23 protein-coding genes are annotated in these 16661 nt (G+C 69.4%); 10 read left to right on the forward strand and 13 right to left on the reverse strand.

The genetic code is table 11. The features are described 5' to 3' along the window. Nucleotides 1-14 precede the first annotated feature (14 nt). A complete protein-coding gene (locus ACFOY2_RS45775; RefSeq protein WP_379534434.1) occupies nt 15-1412 on the forward strand; it encodes a hypothetical protein in 1398 nt (465 codons plus the stop codon). Between the two features lie 95 nt (nt 1413-1507). On the opposite strand, the gene ACFOY2_RS45780 is transcribed toward ACFOY2_RS45775, so the two are convergent. Both ACFOY2_RS45780 and ACFOY2_RS45785 read right to left on the reverse strand, forming a co-directional pair. After that, a complete protein-coding gene (locus tag ACFOY2_RS45780) occupies nt 1508-1738 on the reverse strand; it encodes a hypothetical protein (RefSeq protein WP_379534435.1) in 231 nt (76 codons plus the stop codon). Nucleotides 1739-1766: 28 nt separating this feature from the next. Then, a complete protein-coding gene (locus ACFOY2_RS45785) occupies nt 1767-2519 on the reverse strand; it encodes a hypothetical protein (RefSeq protein WP_379534436.1) in 753 nt (250 codons plus the stop codon). Nucleotides 2520-2629: 110 nt separating this feature from the next. On the opposite strand from ACFOY2_RS45785, the gene ACFOY2_RS45790 reads away from it, so the two are divergent. The 5 genes from ACFOY2_RS45790 (at nt 2630) to ACFOY2_RS45810 (ending at nt 5094) form a co-directional block, all read left to right on the forward strand. Beyond that, nucleotides 2630-2968 (forward strand): hypothetical protein, encoded by a 339-nt coding sequence (locus ACFOY2_RS45790; RefSeq protein WP_379534437.1) that lies wholly within the window; start codon nt 2630-2632, stop codon nt 2966-2968. A gap of 55 nt (nt 2969-3023) precedes the next feature. Continuing rightward, entirely contained in the window at nt 3024-3584 is a 561-nt protein-coding gene (locus ACFOY2_RS45795; protein WP_379534438.1) for a hypothetical protein, read from the forward strand. 53 nt (nt 3585-3637) lie between these two features. After that, nucleotides 3638-3895 (forward strand): hypothetical protein, encoded by a 258-nt coding sequence (locus ACFOY2_RS45800; RefSeq protein ID WP_379534439.1) that lies wholly within the window; start codon nt 3638-3640, stop codon nt 3893-3895. Nucleotides 3896-3908: 13 nt separating this feature from the next. Then, the gene (locus tag ACFOY2_RS45805; RefSeq protein WP_379534440.1) at nt 3909-4331 is read left to right on the forward strand and encodes a hypothetical protein; all 423 of its coding nucleotides are present in this window, start codon (nt 3909-3911) and stop codon (nt 4329-4331) included. 67 nt (nt 4332-4398) lie between these two features. Beyond that, entirely contained in the window at nt 4399-5094 is a 696-nt protein-coding gene (locus tag ACFOY2_RS45810) for a hypothetical protein (protein ID WP_379534441.1), read from the forward strand. A gap of 17 nt (nt 5095-5111) precedes the next feature. Here ACFOY2_RS45810 and ACFOY2_RS45815 read toward each other — a convergent pair whose 3' ends face one another. Then, a complete protein-coding gene (locus ACFOY2_RS45815; protein WP_379534442.1) occupies nt 5112-5666 on the reverse strand; it encodes an HNH endonuclease in 555 nt (184 codons plus the stop codon). A gap of 182 nt (nt 5667-5848) precedes the next feature. Here ACFOY2_RS45815 and ACFOY2_RS45820 point away from each other — a divergent pair, with 182 nt between their 5' ends. Beyond that, nucleotides 5849-6637 (forward strand): ParA family protein, encoded by a 789-nt coding sequence (locus ACFOY2_RS45820; protein WP_379534443.1) that lies wholly within the window; start codon nt 5849-5851, stop codon nt 6635-6637. Then, nucleotides 6634-7470 (forward strand): hypothetical protein, encoded by an 837-nt coding sequence (locus ACFOY2_RS45825; protein ID WP_379534444.1) that lies wholly within the window; start codon nt 6634-6636, stop codon nt 7468-7470. The genes ACFOY2_RS45820 and ACFOY2_RS45825 overlap by 4 nt, the downstream gene beginning before the upstream one ends. A gap of 55 nt (nt 7471-7525) precedes the next feature. On the opposite strand, the gene ACFOY2_RS45830 is transcribed toward ACFOY2_RS45825, so the two are convergent. From ACFOY2_RS45830 to ACFOY2_RS45855, 6 genes are all read right to left on the reverse strand, one after another. Beyond that, a complete protein-coding gene (locus ACFOY2_RS45830) occupies nt 7526-7780 on the reverse strand; it encodes a hypothetical protein (RefSeq protein ID WP_379534445.1) in 255 nt (84 codons plus the stop codon). Nucleotides 7781-7854: 74 nt separating this feature from the next. After that, the gene (locus ACFOY2_RS45835) at nt 7855-8448 is read right to left on the reverse strand and encodes a hypothetical protein (protein ID WP_379534446.1); all 594 of its coding nucleotides are present in this window, start codon (nt 8446-8448) and stop codon (nt 7855-7857) included. Between the two features lie 281 nt (nt 8449-8729). Then, entirely contained in the window at nt 8730-9233 is a 504-nt protein-coding gene (locus ACFOY2_RS45840; RefSeq protein WP_379534447.1) for a hypothetical protein, read from the reverse strand. A 60-nt stretch (nt 9234-9293) separates the two neighbouring features. Further along, a complete protein-coding gene (locus ACFOY2_RS45845; RefSeq protein ID WP_379534448.1) occupies nt 9294-10016 on the reverse strand; it encodes a helix-turn-helix domain-containing protein in 723 nt (240 codons plus the stop codon). A 107-nt stretch (nt 10017-10123) separates the two neighbouring features. Next, the gene (locus ACFOY2_RS45850; protein ID WP_379534449.1) at nt 10124-10591 is read right to left on the reverse strand and encodes a hypothetical protein; all 468 of its coding nucleotides are present in this window, start codon (nt 10589-10591) and stop codon (nt 10124-10126) included. Continuing rightward, a complete protein-coding gene (locus ACFOY2_RS45855; protein ID WP_379534450.1) occupies nt 10588-11982 on the reverse strand; it encodes a phage major capsid protein in 1395 nt (464 codons plus the stop codon). Before ACFOY2_RS45855 ends, ACFOY2_RS45850 begins: the two co-directional genes overlap by 4 nt. Before the next feature lie 204 nt (nt 11983-12186). Here ACFOY2_RS45855 and ACFOY2_RS45860 point away from each other — a divergent pair, with 204 nt between their 5' ends. Further along, the gene (locus ACFOY2_RS45860) at nt 12187-12684 is read left to right on the forward strand and encodes an LGFP repeat-containing protein (protein WP_379534451.1); all 498 of its coding nucleotides are present in this window, start codon (nt 12187-12189) and stop codon (nt 12682-12684) included. A 343-nt stretch (nt 12685-13027) separates the two neighbouring features. After that, a complete protein-coding gene (locus ACFOY2_RS45865) occupies nt 13028-13735 on the forward strand; it encodes an HNH endonuclease family protein (protein ID WP_379534452.1) in 708 nt (235 codons plus the stop codon). 85 nt (nt 13736-13820) lie between these two features. Here ACFOY2_RS45865 and ACFOY2_RS45870 read toward each other — a convergent pair whose 3' ends face one another. The 4 genes from ACFOY2_RS45870 to ACFOY2_RS45885 form a co-directional block, all read right to left on the reverse strand. After that, nucleotides 13821-15350 (reverse strand): 2'-5' RNA ligase family protein, encoded by a 1530-nt coding sequence (locus ACFOY2_RS45870; protein WP_379534453.1) that lies wholly within the window; start codon nt 15348-15350, stop codon nt 13821-13823. A gap of 167 nt (nt 15351-15517) precedes the next feature. Beyond that, entirely contained in the window at nt 15518-15994 is a 477-nt protein-coding gene (locus ACFOY2_RS45875; protein ID WP_379534454.1) for an IPT/TIG domain-containing protein, read from the reverse strand. A gap of 185 nt (nt 15995-16179) precedes the next feature. Then, nucleotides 16180-16458 (reverse strand): hypothetical protein, encoded by a 279-nt coding sequence (locus ACFOY2_RS45880; RefSeq protein WP_379534455.1) that lies wholly within the window; start codon nt 16456-16458, stop codon nt 16180-16182. Next, nucleotides 16455-16649, reverse strand: a complete 195-nt coding sequence (locus ACFOY2_RS45885) for a hypothetical protein (RefSeq protein ID WP_379534456.1) — start codon at nt 16647-16649, stop codon at nt 16455-16457. Before ACFOY2_RS45885 ends, ACFOY2_RS45880 begins: the two co-directional genes overlap by 4 nt. Between the last annotated feature and the right edge of the window lie 12 nt (nt 16650-16661).

Below are 16661 nucleotides of genomic sequence, written 5' to 3' on the forward strand. Positions count from 1 at the left end.
GAAGGTGACTTAAAGTGACGACTCCCCCGTTTGAGGAGACCCCCAAGCGCAAGCTGCACGAGGGCCACATCGCGGCCGTCCTGTTCGCCGTCATCGCGGGCGGCTACCTGCTGTACAACAGCGTGGTCGCCTCCTACGAGGCATTGGTGCAGCTTGCGACCCGCATCGGCGTGGCCGAGCCGTGGCGTGTCGCGCTGACCGGCGAGATATCGCTACTGGTCATCGTGGTGTGGGACATCGTGTTCACCTGGTGCCGCTGGCAGGCGCCGATCCTACGATGGATTGCCCGCGCGCTGACCCTGCTGTCCGTCGTTATCAACGCGGCGGCCGGCTGGCCCGACTTCCGGGCGATGCTGATCTTCCTCCCGGCGCCCCTGGTCGTGCTCGGCATTGTCGAGTCGGTCCGCCACGTGCTGTTGCGCAAGCACGCGACCCGGGAGCCGATCCCCTGGGCTCGCCGTGTCCACCACCGCAAGGAGTCCCGGGAACTGCGCAAGTTCATGGTCAAGTGGGAGATCGTCAGCTACCGGCTGGCGCTGGACATGCAGCAGCAGATCATGGCCGCGCGCAAGCGGCTGGAGGTGGCGCTCGGCGCTGACTGGCGTGTGCTCGCTGACGCTGACTTGGTGTGGATGCTGGACGACGCCGCCCCGGCGACGCTCGATCTGGCGCTGACTCGGGTCGCTGAGATCTACGACGCGTTCCAGCGGGCCCGCGCTGAGTCCGCCGCTGACGCTGAGGCCGACGAGATCGTCGCGGCGCTGACTGGCGCTGACTCGGCGTCGGGTGCTGACGCTGACTCGGCGCCCAACGCTGACCCGGCGGCGACCGCTGACCCGGCCCCCGGCGCTGACCCTGTCGAGCCTCCGGCGCTGACTCCTCCCCCGCCCCCGCCGAACTCAGCGCCCAAGCGCAAGGCCAAGCCCGACCCGGTCCCGGAGCCCCAGAACGGCGACAGCGCAGGTAAGGGCGGCAAGAAGGCGCTCGGCCGCGCCCTGTGGAACAAGCGGATGAGCGCTGGCGGCCCGCCGCCGGACACCGCCGAACTCGTCGCGCACACCGGCGCTGGCGACTCCACCGCCCGCGCCTGGCGCGCTGAGTGGACCGCCGAACTCGGCGACTCAGCGGTGGCCCCCGACCGGGCCGGCGCCGACCCGGACGCCGAAGTCAGCGCCGACGCGGACGGTAGCGAAGTCAGCGTCAGAGCTGACACGCCGCCCGCCGTCCCGACTCAGCGCCAGTCCGCCGCCGCTGAGTCGAACGCTGACAGCCGATCAAGCGCTGACCCTGCCCCGCTTCCCAGCGCTGACTCTGGCGCTGGCTCCGATCACTTCAGCGTCGATCTCGGCGCTGACTCCAGCGCTGACCCGAGCGCGCTGGACGACATGTACGCCAACGCCTCAGCGCGCTGACCCAACTCTCAGGGCGGCTCATCGACCGAGTCGCAGTTCCACGTCAGAAGGAGGCGGCAGCCGAGCGCAGCGCCGCCCCTTCCTGATGTCCCAGTTCAGGCGGAGTTCTCGACGATTCTCTTAAAGATCATCAAGCTCCCTGGGGAATGCCGATCGAACTCCACCGTCTCATCCTGTAGCTCGACCATCGGCGTGAACCCCGCGAACTCCCACCCCTGCGCGCCAAGCTCGTCGAATTGCTGCTGCAACTTCGATCGTGTGATCTTGTTGCCAAGCCGCTTCATCTTGTACTCCCACACCGCGTTGCTCGCCTGTTGCGCATCCATACGTCCAGAGAACCCCAAACCTGCCGTCTCATGCCACTGCCGCTACGACACGAACCGTCACCCCTGCATGCTCCAGCGCGGCCCGCAGCCTTCGGACGCTGCACCCCAGCTTCGCGGCCGTGGCGCGGCCGCCCGACATGCGCACCATCGCCTTCAGCTCCTCCGCCTTCGGCAGACGTTTGATGCCATCTCGCTCCAGCGCGTTCTTCACCCGCCCCGCCGAACACCCCAGTTCGGCGGCCAGGCGGCGGATCGAGCCCGCCCGGTCGTACGCCATCGCCAGCTCCTCCCCCTCCGGGATCGCCTTGCGGCCGTACCCGAGGGCGCGCAGCTCCCGCCGCACGTGCCCCTCCGAGAAGCCCGTCAGGATGGCGATCGCGGCCGCCGGCCACTCCTGCGCGGCGAGCGCGGCCGCGCCCTCCCGGTCGAACCGGCGATGCCCCGCCAGCGTCGAACCGCCCCGCCGGAGCGGCACCCCGCCCTCGGCCACCACGTTCCGGATCGACTGCGCCGACACCTTGTGCCGGGCGCGCAGCACGGCCACCCGCTCCCCCGCCACGTACCCGGCCACGATCGCCGCCCGCGTCGCCGCAGGGATGCACTTCGCCCGGGAGCCGCGCGGGCGCAGTTGCACGCCCGCGCCCACAAGCAGCTCGTGAATGGTGGTGTGGGAGTAGCGGAGCCGGGCCGCGATCTGGCGGACGGTCAGCTCGTCATCGACGTACAGGCGGATGGCAGCGGCCACGTCGAGCGGGCGCCGCGACGGGGAGGTGTCGCTCATGCCCGGCACCATCCCGAATCCGGCCGTTAACGTCGCATCGCCCTCACAGCCTCGGGACGATCCAGCGTTTCGGCACGTGTGCCCCGCACGTACGGCGTAGCCTCGCGGCCATGACCAACATGGGGTACATCCCTCAAGGTGAGACGCCGTTCGAGGCTCACGTGGACAATACGGTTCGGCAGCTCCTCAGCAACTGCGCCAGGGACGGGTACGAGCCCGAAGAGATCGACCTCGTGGTCAGGGTTACCGACCTGTCCGACTGGCAGGTGGAGATCGTGCGCGGCAAGATCCGCGCTGCCGGGCTCGGAAGGGTCGCCCTGGTTGACGAGCAGAAGCCCGCCCGCCCGGGGACCGTAACCGGTTCGTCCATTTCGCCCGGGGCGACGGCGTTGATGGATCAGGTGAGCGCGATGCGCCGCGATGGAGATGCCGCCCAGCATCGGCGCTGATCCGTCAGACTCCCTGAAGAGACCCAAGTTCGCCATACGGCTACGGTGCACGGCCATGGCAACCCGCATCAACCGCGGCCTCTCCAAGAAGGTAGCCGCCATGGTGGCCCGCCGCATCGACCAGGTCGCCGACGACGTCGCCCGAGGCGTCCGCGACAACGCACCCGCGGCGAAGACGTGGCAGACCGACGCCGACGAGCAGGTGCGCCCCTCCCACGCCGAAGCGCACGGGCAGACGATCCCCGCCAACCTGGACTTCCGGCTCCAGGCGATGGAGTACGTGCGCAAGGGGCGCGGCCGAGACGGCAAGGCGGTCAACCGGAGCGGCGGCTGGAAGCTCCTGAAAGGCGTGTGGGACCTGGCCGACCGGCCGCGCGACGAACGGCTCCCCGTCCACCAGGTGGCAAACTGCCGATGCCAGGCCGTGGACGTGCCCGGGGCGATCGCGTCCAGGGTCCGCTCCACCCCGGCCCAGCCGCGCGGCAACGCCATCGCCGCGACCGTCAGCGTCTCGTTCGAGCGGGTCGCCGAGTCCGAGCACGCCGAACGCGGCGGCGGCTGGCTCGCCGAGGCCGTACGCGTCGCCGCCGCCCGCAGCAGGGCGAGGCGACGTTAACGCTCCGGCCCGGCACCATACCCGGCGACCGGCCACCGATTCGGGGGAGAACCATGTCCGAGCAGTACGTCACCTTCACCCTGGCCCACCCGCTGCGCACCGAGGACGCCGAAAGCCTCGGCATCGAGCCGCGCATCTACAACGTCCGCGAGCAACTCACCCTCCTGCGGCGGGACGCCGAGCGGCTGGCCGGCGCCGGGCTCGTGCTCGGCGCGGACACCAACCACCGCGCCACCTGGGCGGCCGCGCTCAAGCCGGTCAAGTCCACCCCGGCCACGGCCACCAAGCCCGCCACCGGCAAGGCCGAGTAGGCCCGGAGCCCTCATGTACTCGATCGCTGACGCCGACCCGACCCCGCCCGCCATCGACCTCCTGACCGGCAGCGCCCGCCTGGCGGCCGAGCTGGGCGGTACGGGCCGGGTCGGCGCCGCGCATATCCCGCCGTACCCGCGCCTGCGGGTACGGCCAACGCCCGGCGGCAGCGAGAACTTGCAGACGGGGGAGATGCGGGTCCTGCTCAAGCTGGAGGCGCTCGACTCGGTCGAGGCGCCGGTGGGGGAGTTTCAGCTTCGCCGCATCCTGTACGTGGCCGTGGAGGAGTTGACCGCCCTCCCGGCCCGGCCGCACGAGGACGGCCAGGTCGTCATCACGGAAGTCGAGTCGTCGGCCGGCGGCGGGCCCGTACCCGAGGCGGACGGGCGTGGCCGGTACGTCGGCACGGTGGCGATCCACTGCCACCCCGGATAGAGCCAGCAAGACCATGCATACCTTGAAGTCTGGGACGGGACCGGGTGGAATGCCTATCGTTCGTCATGTGAAGGGTGCCGAGGACACGCAGCGCTCAGGACGACAACTCAGCCAGACAGGTTGGAGGCTCATCCGGATCGCTCTCCTGCTGGTAAGCACGGCAGGGGTCATCTGGATCGGCCAACGGGTCCTGTGGCTGTCCCTCCTCCTCGGTTTTGTGCTCCTGCTCGTGGCGGGGCTCGTGGGCTCCGCGGTCAGGCTGGGTCCGGACGAGCCTAGTGATCGTGAATCGCATGACAGCGCCTCCAGTGGTGGTCGTCCCAATGGTTGGGACGACCACATTGGTCGTCCCAACGGTGGTCGTCCCAATGGTGGTCGTCCCAAGCAACATGTCGGGAGGGTTACCGATCTCATCCCGCCGAGCCGTATCTGGCTGATGGTTCTCCTCTCCGCAGGTGCTCTGACCTGGGTGATCCACAGCTTCAGCGGTAGGAGCACGCCATCACCACCCACGCCACCCGTCGTAGTGACTGTCACCGTCACTGCCGCCGCCCCTACCGCCAGCCCTCAACCTGCGGCGGCTGAGCAGGCAAGCACGGCCAAGCCAACCGACTGGATTGCAGCATTGGCCGGGGCTCTCGGGGCGGTCGGAGGGGTCGCAGGTGGAATCGGCGCGATCTTGGCAGCACGCGGCTCGATGATGTCCGCGAAAGCAGCGCTCCTCACCGCGGAAGCGCAGCAACGACAGCCGCCAAAGCCGTAGCAGAGGGGGAGCAAGCCTTACAGCAGTACGAGCTGTTCGCCGGTCCCGCCCGCCGTGGCCACCTCAATCGCGAGCGCCAACTGCCGCCGCAGCCGCCGACACGCCTTGCACTCCCGGTGGTCCGGCCGGTCGGCCCGCACGATCAGGTTGTCGCCCGTGAGCGGATGCCCGCGGATGCACTCATCCTTGCGGGCGTTGACGGCCGTTGGCGACCCCGATCGGAGGTTGTTCTCCATGCGGGGGACAGCCCGCCAGTGACCCGGGTTGCCGCAGCGGCGGTGCGGGCACGAGTCCTTCTTCTTGCAGTAGTCCGGGTGGTGGCACAGGTGATCGACCTCCCACCCGGGCGGGATCGGCCCGTACACGGCCGGATACACCACCAGGTGCAGGAGCGTTGTCTTCCCGCCGGCCGAGATGATCGGGTAGCCCTTGCTGTTCGTGGGGCCGTCCGTAGGCCAGCACGGGCCCAGACTCGGCGCGTGCTCGGGCACCGGCCCGGCCATGTCCACCCGCTTGAGCCAGCGCGTACCGACGCCCGGGACGACCAGGGACGGCGACGCGAGAACGCTCATGCATCCGATGGTGATCTATCAGCGGGCCAGGAACCAAGCCTCACGGGGTTGTTTCTCGCCCGTTTTAGGGTGTCGGCATTACCAGGAGGCGCGGAGACAGATAGCGTTTCGGGCGCCCGCCTCTTCGTTTCGACGGCTAAGAGGCGGGCGTGAAACAACTACCCGACGAGAGGCTACACGCCATGGCTGTCACCACCTTCGCCAACCACAAGGGTGGCGTCGGCAAGACCGACGAGGTGGAGGGAACCGCCGCCGAGCTGGCCATACGCGGTCGGCGCGTTCTCGCTGTTGACCTCGACCCCCAAGGAAACCTGTCCCGGCGTATGGGCTACCAGGAACACGAGCTCGCCGAACGGCCCACCATCGCCGAAGCGCTCCGAGACCAGTCCGAGCGCACCCTCCGCGCCTCGTTTCTGCCGTGCCAGTGGGAACCGGAATGGGCAGGGAGGATCACCCTCGTACCGTCGCGGATCGAGCTGGAGGAGCGCATCGCCGAGGCCGGAGTACCGCTGTCGTGGCAGCGCCTCGCGAACTGCCTGGGTCCCGTGGCCGCCGAATTCGACGACGTCCTCATCGACACCCCGCCCACCATCGGCCACCTGCTGCACCTCGCTCTTGTGGCTAGCAGGCACGTCGTCGGCGTTACCACCCCGACCTACGACGCGGTCCGCGGCATCTACCGGCTGAAGGCGTTCATCGAGAACGAGAAACAGCGGGCCGGCCTGGGGCTGGAATGCCGGATGATCGGCGTCGTCATCAATATGAAGCGCACGAACGTCGTGACCCACGAGGAGCGAACCGACGCGCTCATCGGCAGGTTCGGAGATCTCGTGTGGCAGCCTGCCCTGCCGCTGCGGGCGTCCGTCGAAGACGCGGGGGAGCGGGCTGAGCCGCCCCAGAACGCGGGCAAGGAGATTCGCGACATCTTCACGGCACGCGTGGACTCCTACCTGAAGGCAACTGGGGCATGAACGCCCGGACGCGCCGCCCTCTGCCCGAGGTTGAGGAAGACATCCCCCTCGACCACGGCGTCGGCCCCACCGCAGAGACGAAGCTGCCAGCCGTTCCGGAACCGGTCGAGTCGCTCCCCTCCGAGCAGGAGCCGAAGATCGGCGTGATCGTTGACCGTCCAACCGAGCTGTTCGAGTCCCCCTCGGGACCGGAGTTCAAGCCCGCCCCCGAGGGCATCGGCGAGGAGGAGGAGCGGGCTCACTACGAGCGGATCGTGCGGGATGCCCACGCCGCCCACGAGTCAGCTCAGCAGCGGGCAGACCGGTATCTGGCGCTGTCGGCCGGCCAGGCGCTGCGCGAGATTCGGGGCAAGCGCCTGTACGAAAGCCTGGGCTACCAAACCTTCGAGGAATACACGGATAACCACCTTGAGATTTCCCGGATGCACGTCTACCGGCTCATCCGGGGGGTGCGCGTGTATCTCGCGCTGCCGAAGGTGCATGAACTGTCCTTCCGGCAGAAGGACGTGCTCGGGCGGGCCAAGGACGCTGAGGCGATTCAAGCGGTCTGGGACAAGGCATCAGCGGCGGGCGACACCAGCCCGTCCGGGTTGAAGGCAGCGCGCGACGAACTCGCGATCGAGCTGGCGCCCACCGATAAGCCGGGCAGCCCGGAGGCGGGAGCAGCCCCTGCGGTGACGCTGCCGAAGGTCCGCAAGGCACTGGAGAAGTTCTTCAACGTTGAGGCACTCGAACGCGTCGCGGCATCAGCGAAGAAGCCTGAGGATGTCGAGGAGATTGCCGCCGCGCTGGAGGTAGCCGCAGCGAAGCTGCGCGAAGCTGCCGGCCACTGAGAGCCACGTACAAGGTCGTGTAACACGCCGTGTTACACGACCTTTCGCGCGAGAATCACACGTCTGCCGGAGACGCCTCGACACGGATGTAGTCGATGGCGGGATCGAAGTCGCTCGGCCGCAACGACGCACGGATCACCGCCCACGCCTGGCCGCCGCCTTGTACGGCTACCTGGTCGGCGGCGGCTATCGGCCACCACGACGCGTCCACGGCCAGCACCCAGATTCCGGGCCCAGTGTCCCCGTCCCCGTCCACGTCCGGGCGGGCCACGATCCGGCCCGGCTTCCATTCGCCAGCCTCACCGAGCACACCAGCCACAGCAGTCCCATGCGGATCAACGCCGGCTGTACGGCGGCGTAGCCCTAGCGTCAGGTTGGCGCCGATCACAGCCATGCGGCGCCCGTCTCGATCGGGTGCGGGCCCCTGCCCGGCCGCTGATACACGGTGTAGGTCACCCACTCGTCCAGGTCGGCCAGAGTCGGGGGAGCCCCCGCAACCCCCGACCCTGCCGCGGCCTGGCCCGACTCGTACGTGACGCCCTGGCCCTCCACGTTGACGCTCGTGACAAGCCGGATGCCCTTGGCCTGGGCGACGCGGCGGACGATCGGATTCGCCACTGCCGACCAGAGAATGAAGCGACGCAAGGTGCGCCCGTACCGGCGGTTGCCGTCCGGGTCGAGCCCGGCCCGGTAGACGATCGTGAACGCGTCCGTAGTCACGCCGGTCACCGGGTGCGTCTCCGGCGTGGCCAACAGGACCTCGATCAGCGGCTCGTGGTCGAGCCGCCAACCGCCCCGCCCGTCCGGGACGACCCCGCGCTGCGTGAACGTCTCGGGTACGGGGGAGCAGCACAGGTAGGTGGCCGCCTCGTCGAACGCGTCCTCGATCGCTTCCTCGACCGCCGCCCGAACGTCCGCATCCAACGGTGTCGACAGCCCGGCGCGCACCGCGACCTTCTCGGGCGTAACCAGATCCATGCCGTTCCCCCATGATCCCGTGCCCGCCAGGCTGCCAACGTCTCTCCGCTCCCAGGCCGGTCAACCAGCCCCGCGCCACCCGAGGAATCAGGCGCGTTCGGGGTCCCCCACCGTCGAACGCTGGAGTCCCTCAGTTCGGCTCGTCCGCTGGGACCAAGCCTGGGAGCGGTGTCTTTCCGCGCGGGCCCGGCCCGTTCGGCGCGAGCGCGAAACTTGGTGCCACCCCCCAGAGACACCAAGCCGTGCTGCTCGTCGCCGTCAGGCCAGGCCCGCGCGAGCTTCTACTCGGCGGCGCGGATCGCCACCAGGTCCTCGCGGATCTTCCGCGCGTGCCCCTTGTCGACCGGCACGTTCTTGCCCTTGAAAAGCTGCTCGCCGAGCATGCTGCCGTCACCGCCAGGCATGTGGAACAGCCTCACCAACGGGCGCGCGACGAGCATGTAGGAGAACTGTTCACCCGGGTCGATGAACAGGTCGTCGGGCTGAGCCTTCTCCTTCGGCCTGCTGGGGTCGTTGTCGCCCCACAGCAGGTCCACGAACTCGGCGCCCGGCGTGGCCAGCATCCGAATCTTCGGCGCCGGCCCCGGGTCCGGGGCGGGCGGAGCAGGCTGGGCGGGCGGGTCGAGCGGCGCGGCCTGCGCCGGATCAGCGGCAGGGCCCGCCGCGATGGGCTCGTCCGCCTGACCCTGATCGACGCCGGCCTGGTCTGGGGCGGCCTGGTCTGGGGCGGCGGCGGTCGCCTCCGCGTTGCTGCTGCGTGCCTTACGGCTCGTGCTCGTCGTCACCGCTGCCCTCCCTGACCTGTTCTGCTCGAAGTCGCCGCCGACTCAAGCACAAGCCGGGCTTTACGTCGCATCGGCTTCGGCCGGGACGGCGTGGGCGCGACGGCGGCCGCGCCGCACGTACGACTTGAGGTGGCAGCCGTTGACGATCGTCCACACGTACTGCGGGGTTGTGCCCTGGTCGGCGGCGACGGCCGCGAGCGTCCACCCCTCCACGTGACGGAGCCGCTTCATCCGGTCGTGGTCATACTTGCGGGTCTGGCGGCGCGGTTCGAGCCCGGCGTCGCTGACAACGCGGTGGATCGTGGCCGTTGTGGTACGAACCTGGGCGATGATCTCGGCGTGGGAGCGGCCCGCCCGGAAGCCCTGCAGAATGGCCCGCCGCTTCGCCGCGGTGATGCGGGAGGCGCGCGGATGCTTGGTGGTGCGCATTTCGACGCCCGCGTCCGTCAGGAACACGTGCACACGCGACCGGGAGTAGCCGGTCTTGGACGCGATCTGGCGCAGCGTCTTCCCGGCCTCGTACATGGCGGTGGCCTTCTCCAGCGGGAAGGGGCGGCGGGGCCGTGGCTTCGGCGCCGAGCGGGGCGGCTGAACGGCACCGGCGGGGGCGGGGGAGGTGCGGGGGCGGCCGCGTGGCCGGAGCGGCACGCCGGCGTCGATCAGCCCGTTGCGTACGCGGCCGTAGCTTTCGCCGAGGGCTTCGGCGATCGCGCGGATGGAGGCGCCCGACTGGTAGAGCACGGCGGCGCGGGCCCGAGCCTCGGGTGGGAGGGTTGTCGTCATGGCGGGGGACCGTAGCAAGATCACACGCTTACGTCTTTTCGGCCCGTGAGGTGCGGGAACGCCGAAATCCCCGCCGCGCGCACGGCGGGGATCTGGTGAGCCTTGGATCAGGCGTCGGCCTCCGGTGTGGTCTGCCCGGCGGGCACGCCGACCGGCCCGTCGAGCTCGTCCTCGAACCCGACGCGGACCCGGCGGGCGAACAGCGTCAGCGTGACCTCGCTGGCGCAACGTCCGGCCTTGACGTTGATCTGCGAGTCGGCGGGCAGGTAGACCGGTTGACCGTCGATGACGACCTTGGACGGGATGACGATCGTCGCCGGGCCTTCCCGGTCCTCGGCCGTCCAGCCGTTCCGCTCGTAGATGTCGATGCTGACCGCATTCTCGCTCGGCACCCGGGCCGCGCGGACCGGGTAGGCGGACGACATGACGCGCGCCTCGTACGTGCGGCCGCCGTCCTCGCCTCCGGCCTCCGTGACGGGCCTGGGCTTGATACAGCGGCAGTTGCTCGGGTGCTTGACGGCAGCGGCGCCCGCCCCCTCGGTGGGGACGGACGGCTGCTCTACCTGGCCGCTCATGTGCCGCTGTACGGAGTGAAGGAGCCGAACACAAATGACTCCGGACGGTCGGTTGCGAGGCCAATCCGCTCAGTGGCCTTGATCGTTACGGTTCCCTCGATGAAATTCTGGCCGTGTTCCGTCGAGGCTTGGACCACCACGGTCTCCCGGTCGAACAACTTCGCGCCGTAGCCCCACGCGCCGAGCAGGTAGCGGCCCTGCACCATGGCCGGGGTGTCGATGACGGCGAGCCGCCACACTCTCTTCTCGGCTCCGATCGCGACCGACACGGCCACCCTGTAGCCGCCCTGCTTGTCCTCCTCCAGCTCGATGTCCTCGAAATCGAGCGGATGCATCACGACGCCCGAAGGGTCGTAGTAGGACAGGATCGCCCTCGTCAGGGCGCGGCGGACCTGCGCCGTCTTCTTGTCCGAGGCCAGGCCCGTGTAGAGCTGGATGCCCGGCGTCTGGGTGATGCCGAGCAGGTTCTCGCCGAGGCCGTCACCGAAAAGGATCTGCTCGTCCTCCTTCAGCTTGACCCCGTCGATCAGGTCCCGCTCCAGAATTCCGCGCAGCCGCGACTCGTCAGCCAGCGTGTTCTTGTGAATCGTCTCGTAATGTCCGATCTCGCTGATCGGACGCGTGTACGGCTCGAACTGGATGGAGCTGCGCGGCAACTTGCCCCACGTGTCGGTCGGGCCGCCGGTCGCCGGGCCGCCATTCGCGGCCGTCCGCTCCGGCACCATGCCGGCGTTGTTGACGAAACCGGTCTGCCGGACACCACTGATGATGTTGGCCGTGGTCCGCTCAGCGGGGAAAAGGTCGCGGACACGGTTGGGGCGGCGCTGCCGCTCCGAGATGCCCACCGACTCCTCGTGGCCGAACGCGGGCGTGGTGTGCGTGCCGCCCGAAAGGGTGAACAGGTCCTTCTGCTCCTCGAACGAATACAAGCCCTGATCGATCGTGACGACGCCGCGAGGCTCACGGAAGTCGCGCGCCTTCATGTCCTGGTAAGCCTCGGACTCCAGGAAATGCTGGGACAGGCTCTTGCGCTCCAGACCGCGCTGCCGGTCCGCCGCCATCCGGCCCGCGACAGGCGTGGTCTCCGGCTCAGCCAGGTAGGACATGATGCCCGCAGCCTTCTGCTCGGTGACGATGAACGCCTGGATCTCCTCGGCGCGCTGGACACTCTTGAGATAGTCGGAGTGCATCTCCTTGGACATGACGTAGTGGCCGCGGCCCGTCTCGTCCTTCATGCTGTTCTGGATGCGCTCGATCTTCGAGCCCTCTTCGGCCAGGAGCCCCTTGAGTTCCCTGATCCGCGCATTCTCTGCGACGGCAGTCATCTGCCTTACCCCCCGGTTTGGCTGACATCGGTGTGCGGTTGTGTGCGATCCGCGCCCGGTCAGCACCGGGACACCCCCTGATCAAGACGGCAAGGTAGGCCAAACCCGCGCTTACGTCGCATTCAGCCGACAGGCGTATGTGGACGTTTCGGACCCCCCCTTGTGACGGTCGTTGGGGGCCGCCAAAGTATGCATCGCCAGAAACCGCAGAGGGCGCCACACACCCGCTGCCCGCCACCCCCGCAGGGGGCAGGAAAGGACGGTGCACGCTTGACCACCACCACTAGCGCCAGGCCGCGACGCGACAGGATCGCCGCCAGCTTGAGCGCGCTCACCCTCACCGCCAGCGCGCTCATCGCGGCGGCAGCGACGCCCGCACACGCCGACGAACCACATACCTATTGCGGCCTCAAAGTCCTGGGCGCCATCGAGCAGCGCTACGTGCAGATGGGCGGCCCCACCGGCCAGCTCGGCTGCCCCCGCACCGAAGAACTCGTCAACCCGGACGGGGTGGGCCGCCGCACCCAGTTCGAGAACGGCACGATCTACTGGCACCCCAAGACGGACGCGTGGCCGGTGTGGGGAGACATCGGCGAGAGGTGGTGCAAGGAAGGGTGCGAGCGGGGATGGCTGGGATACCCGACGTCGGGTGAGTACCGGGTGGGCAACGAAGCTCATCAGAACTTCCGGTGCGGGACGATCTACTGGCGGGCGTGGCCGGAGCGGGGAACAATGATGACGCGGTTGTCCGAAAACCGCTGCATCTGACGGTCGGCACACGCTACAGGGCGCGCTATGGTGATCAAACTCTCGGACCTGGACTACTAACTACGGCAGCTAGCCAGCCGAGCCGGGAGCCTGCCACAGGGTGCGACCGATCCGCTCCGCCGCTTCATCGCCGCGCGGCCTCGACGGGCAGTTCCACGGGCCGCGCGGCCGCCGTGCCGCGACGTCCTTCCATCCCACCGTGGTGAAGCTCCACGCGCGCTTGACCCGGGGTGTCCTGGGGGACAGGTGACTATTCCTGTGACGCCAGAGACGTCCACCCCCACCGCATGATTACTTAACGTGCATAATCGCAGCGCTAAGTAATCAACAGAGGTGGGTACACGTGCATCTCCCCCCGCGACACGCAGCGCTCCTTGCCGGAGCGCTCCTCGTCACCGCCGCCATCACCACCGCGGCCCCCGCCACCGCGGCGGCAGCACCCTCGGGTGGCGCCGCCGCAGCCTACCGAGTGCCGGCCGCGCCGCCGCCGCTGCTGCACCAAGCCGTCGCTGACCTGCCCGTCGCGGCCGAGATCCGTGACGGCTACAAACGCACCTCGTTCAAGCACTGGGTCGACGCCAACGGCGACGGCTGCTCGGCCCGGTACGAGGTGCTCATCTCCGAGGCGATCGACGCCCCCACGGTCGGCGCGCAGTGCAAGCTGACCGGCGGTGTCTGGTATAGCTACTACGACGACACGGTTGTCGACGACGCCGCCAAGCTCGACGTCGACCACCTGGTCCCGCTCGCCGAGGCGTGGGATTCGGGCGCCTCGGGCTGGGACGCCGCCCGGCGCGAGGCGTATGCCAACTACTTGGACGCGCCTGAGCATCTGGTCGCGGTCACCGCCCGCTCCAACCGGCAGAAGGCCGACAAGGACCCGGCCGACTGGCTGCCCATCGAAGCCGTGCGGTGCCGCTACATCACCGAGTGGACCGCGATCAAACGGCGTTGGGGCCTTGCCGCTGACCAGCGGGAGAAGGACACGCTGACCTCCATCGCCGCCACCTGCCCCAACGCGCCGCTGCCCACCCCACCCGCCCAGCCTTAGAGGGCGGCGGCGCGGCCAGCGTCCCACCCGGCGAGGTCGTCCTGGAGCGCCTCTGAGAACGAGACCGGCACCAGCCGCAGCACGTTCACCCCGCAGTCTCCAGGAAGTCGAGGATCGCTTGACCGGCGTGCAGCTGCTCGGCGGTGAGCGTCTTCACTTCCTCGGGCAGCGCCGAGGGCGCGGTCGAGTCGGGGTGAATCATCGGCTCTGGCGGCAGCTCCGGCGGCTGGCGGCGGGTCGGGTCGTGCTCGTCCGGGACGTCGACGCCGGCCTCCCGCATGATCTCCTTGAGGATGTCCGCAGCCTGCTGCATGCGCCGCAGGTTGCGGTCCGACAGGACGCGGCCCGCCTTCACCTGCAGGGCGGGGGAGTGCTTGACGGCCAGGCTGTCGCCGTCCTCGGGCGTCTCCAGGTCCTCCAGCGGCCCCGCAGGCTCCGGCGCGGGCGTCGGCTCGGGTTCTGGCGCGGTCTCGGCGGGACCGGCGGCGAGAGGGAAGTCCTCGTGGTCGTCCTCGACCGCGAGCGTCAGCGCGCCGAACGTGACCGGCGTGCTCTCGACGGGCTCGGGCATGGGGTCGCCAGGGGCGAGGTAGGTGAGCGTCATGTGCGGGGTGAACCCGTGATCCACCGCGTACCAGATCCCGGCCTCGTCCAGAGCGGCCACGACCTTCTGCCGCAGTTCCGTCAGGCCGGGCACGTCCACCGGCACCCACGCCGGGATGCCGTCGTCCCCCTCCGGGAAGACGCCGACACCGCCGATGATCCCGGACAGCGGGCCCGACTCGGCCGCCACCCTCTCCACCACCAGCGCCGCCTCGGCCAGCACCGCATCGTCCAGGCCCTCACCGAGGTAGGCGAGCGTCACATGCAGCTCGGCCGCCGGTAGCCCGCCCTCGACGGCGACGGCCTGGGCGACGTCGGCGGGGATGGTAAGCGACACCATGGAGCGCAGCTCGTCCACGCTGCGCGCCTCCTCGGACTCGGCCTCGGCCGTGGCGGCGGGCTCGTCGTAGCCGTCGAGCAGCTCGTCCCAGCCGTCCGCCGCGGGGTCGGCCTTCTGTTCGACCGGCGGCATGCCGGACTTCACCGACAGAGTCATGGTGTGGGAGGCGGCACCGAAAAGCACCTGCGAATACTCGAACCAGTCCAGGTCATAGATGCGGCGCACGCCGGTCTTCGTGTCCTGGCGGGCACCGCCGGGCGGCACCGAGTAGCCGATGCTCCACTCCTGCTCATTCGTCTCGGAGTAGAACGCTGCCTCCTCGTACGCCTGGCGGCCCCGCTTCGCGTTCAGGTTGTAGAACGCGCGCACAAACACCGCGCCCGCCTCCGGCGGCCACGGCTTACCGTCCTTGGTTTCCTGCGGCAGGCGCGGATCACCGGGCAGCCACTCCTCATACTCCTCCGCCCGGGACACCCACGCCTTGGTGTCGTGGGAGTGGATGCCCTTCGGCTTGCGCAGGGCGATCGTGCGGGAGAACGCGCCAGGCATGATGATGTCGCCGACGTTGTCCTCGATCCCTGTGATCGCGACCAGGCAGCGGATCGTCCCCACGGGATCGTCTGCCGCCGCGGCGATCGGCGAAACCGCCACCGACTTGTGTTCGAGCTGCACCTGCACCTTGGGCCCCCTCCCGGCGAATGTCCGCAGGGAGAGTGCCAGGCCAGCGTCTTAACGTCGCCCCGGGGTGGCCCCAGGAAGCGCGAAACCCGGCCGACTCACCGTTCGGAGAGCTGCCGGGTCCGCTTCCGCGCCGCTACTGCGCGCGCGGCATCTCTGGGTCAGGCGTACGTGAACGCGTCCGCCTTCGTCACAGCGCTCGCATTCGTGGTCACCACGACGGCCACCGCGCCGGCCGCGTGCGCCGGGCTCTTGCACCGGATGGTGGTGTCATCCACCACCACCAAAGCAGCGGCGGCCGTGCCGCCGATCGTCACGGTGGAGCTGGGTGTGAAGTTGCGGCCCCTGATCGTGAGGTCGGTGCCGCCTGCTGCCGCGCCCGTCGCCGGGAACACCGACTCGATGGTCGCGTCGGGAAAGCACCGGTCGAACACCGACTTGCGTACGACGCTGCCCGCAGGGAACCGCACGCTCATCCGACCCTCCGGGAACACCGTCCCGTCCGGCCGCGTCCCCTCGAACAGGTCCTCACTGATCTTGATCAGCGGGTCCAGCTCGACGTACGCGGCCGTCTTCGCGGTGGCCGCCGCCTTGGTGAGCTGCGTGTAGGCGTTGCCGCTCTTGGCGTACAAGGTCATCTCTTCCCCCGATTGTGGTGTGGGGGGTGGCGGACAGGTCGGCCGGCACCAGGACGACCACGCGCGGCGCCCACAGCGTCATGTAGAGCAGCAGGAGCGCCGCACCGAGCATGACGCCGATCATGAAACCGACACGCCACCAGATCCCCGAGTCCATGGGGCGGGAGGATGCCCCGCCGGACGGCTTACGTCATCTCGGCCGCCTCTACGCTGCCCGGCTCCGGCACGCGGTCAGTCCAGGCGGTGAGCGCGGCCAGCACCGACGCCGCGTTGTTGACGTCGAGTCTCATGGCGCGGCCGTGAGGGAGAGGGATCTCGTCGCCGTTGCGGACCCGCAGCAGCGACACAGCGCGGGGGGAGCCGGACACGACGCCGACCGTGTCGGCCGCCTCCGGCCTGGGCTCGCCGACCGTGACCGCGTACGCGACACCGTCGATGTAGCCGTACACCTTCTCCATGGTCACGCCTCCTGCACGTCGTCGTAGACGACCGCCCCGGCCGCAGGGGGACGCACCTGAAGGTAGGCGTCCACGAACGCGAACCGCTGCGGCCCCGCCGGGTAGGGGCAGGCCGTGATCGGCCGCCCGGCCCACGCCGTGGTGCGGCCTGCGGTGCGGGCGGCGTCCAGCGCCACCCGCGACACGCCCTCGCTCATCTGGTCAGCTCC

The organism is Nonomuraea purpurea (assembly GCF_042650645.1).
Lineage (GTDB): Bacteria > Actinomycetota > Actinomycetes > Streptosporangiales > Streptosporangiaceae > Nonomuraea > Nonomuraea purpurea.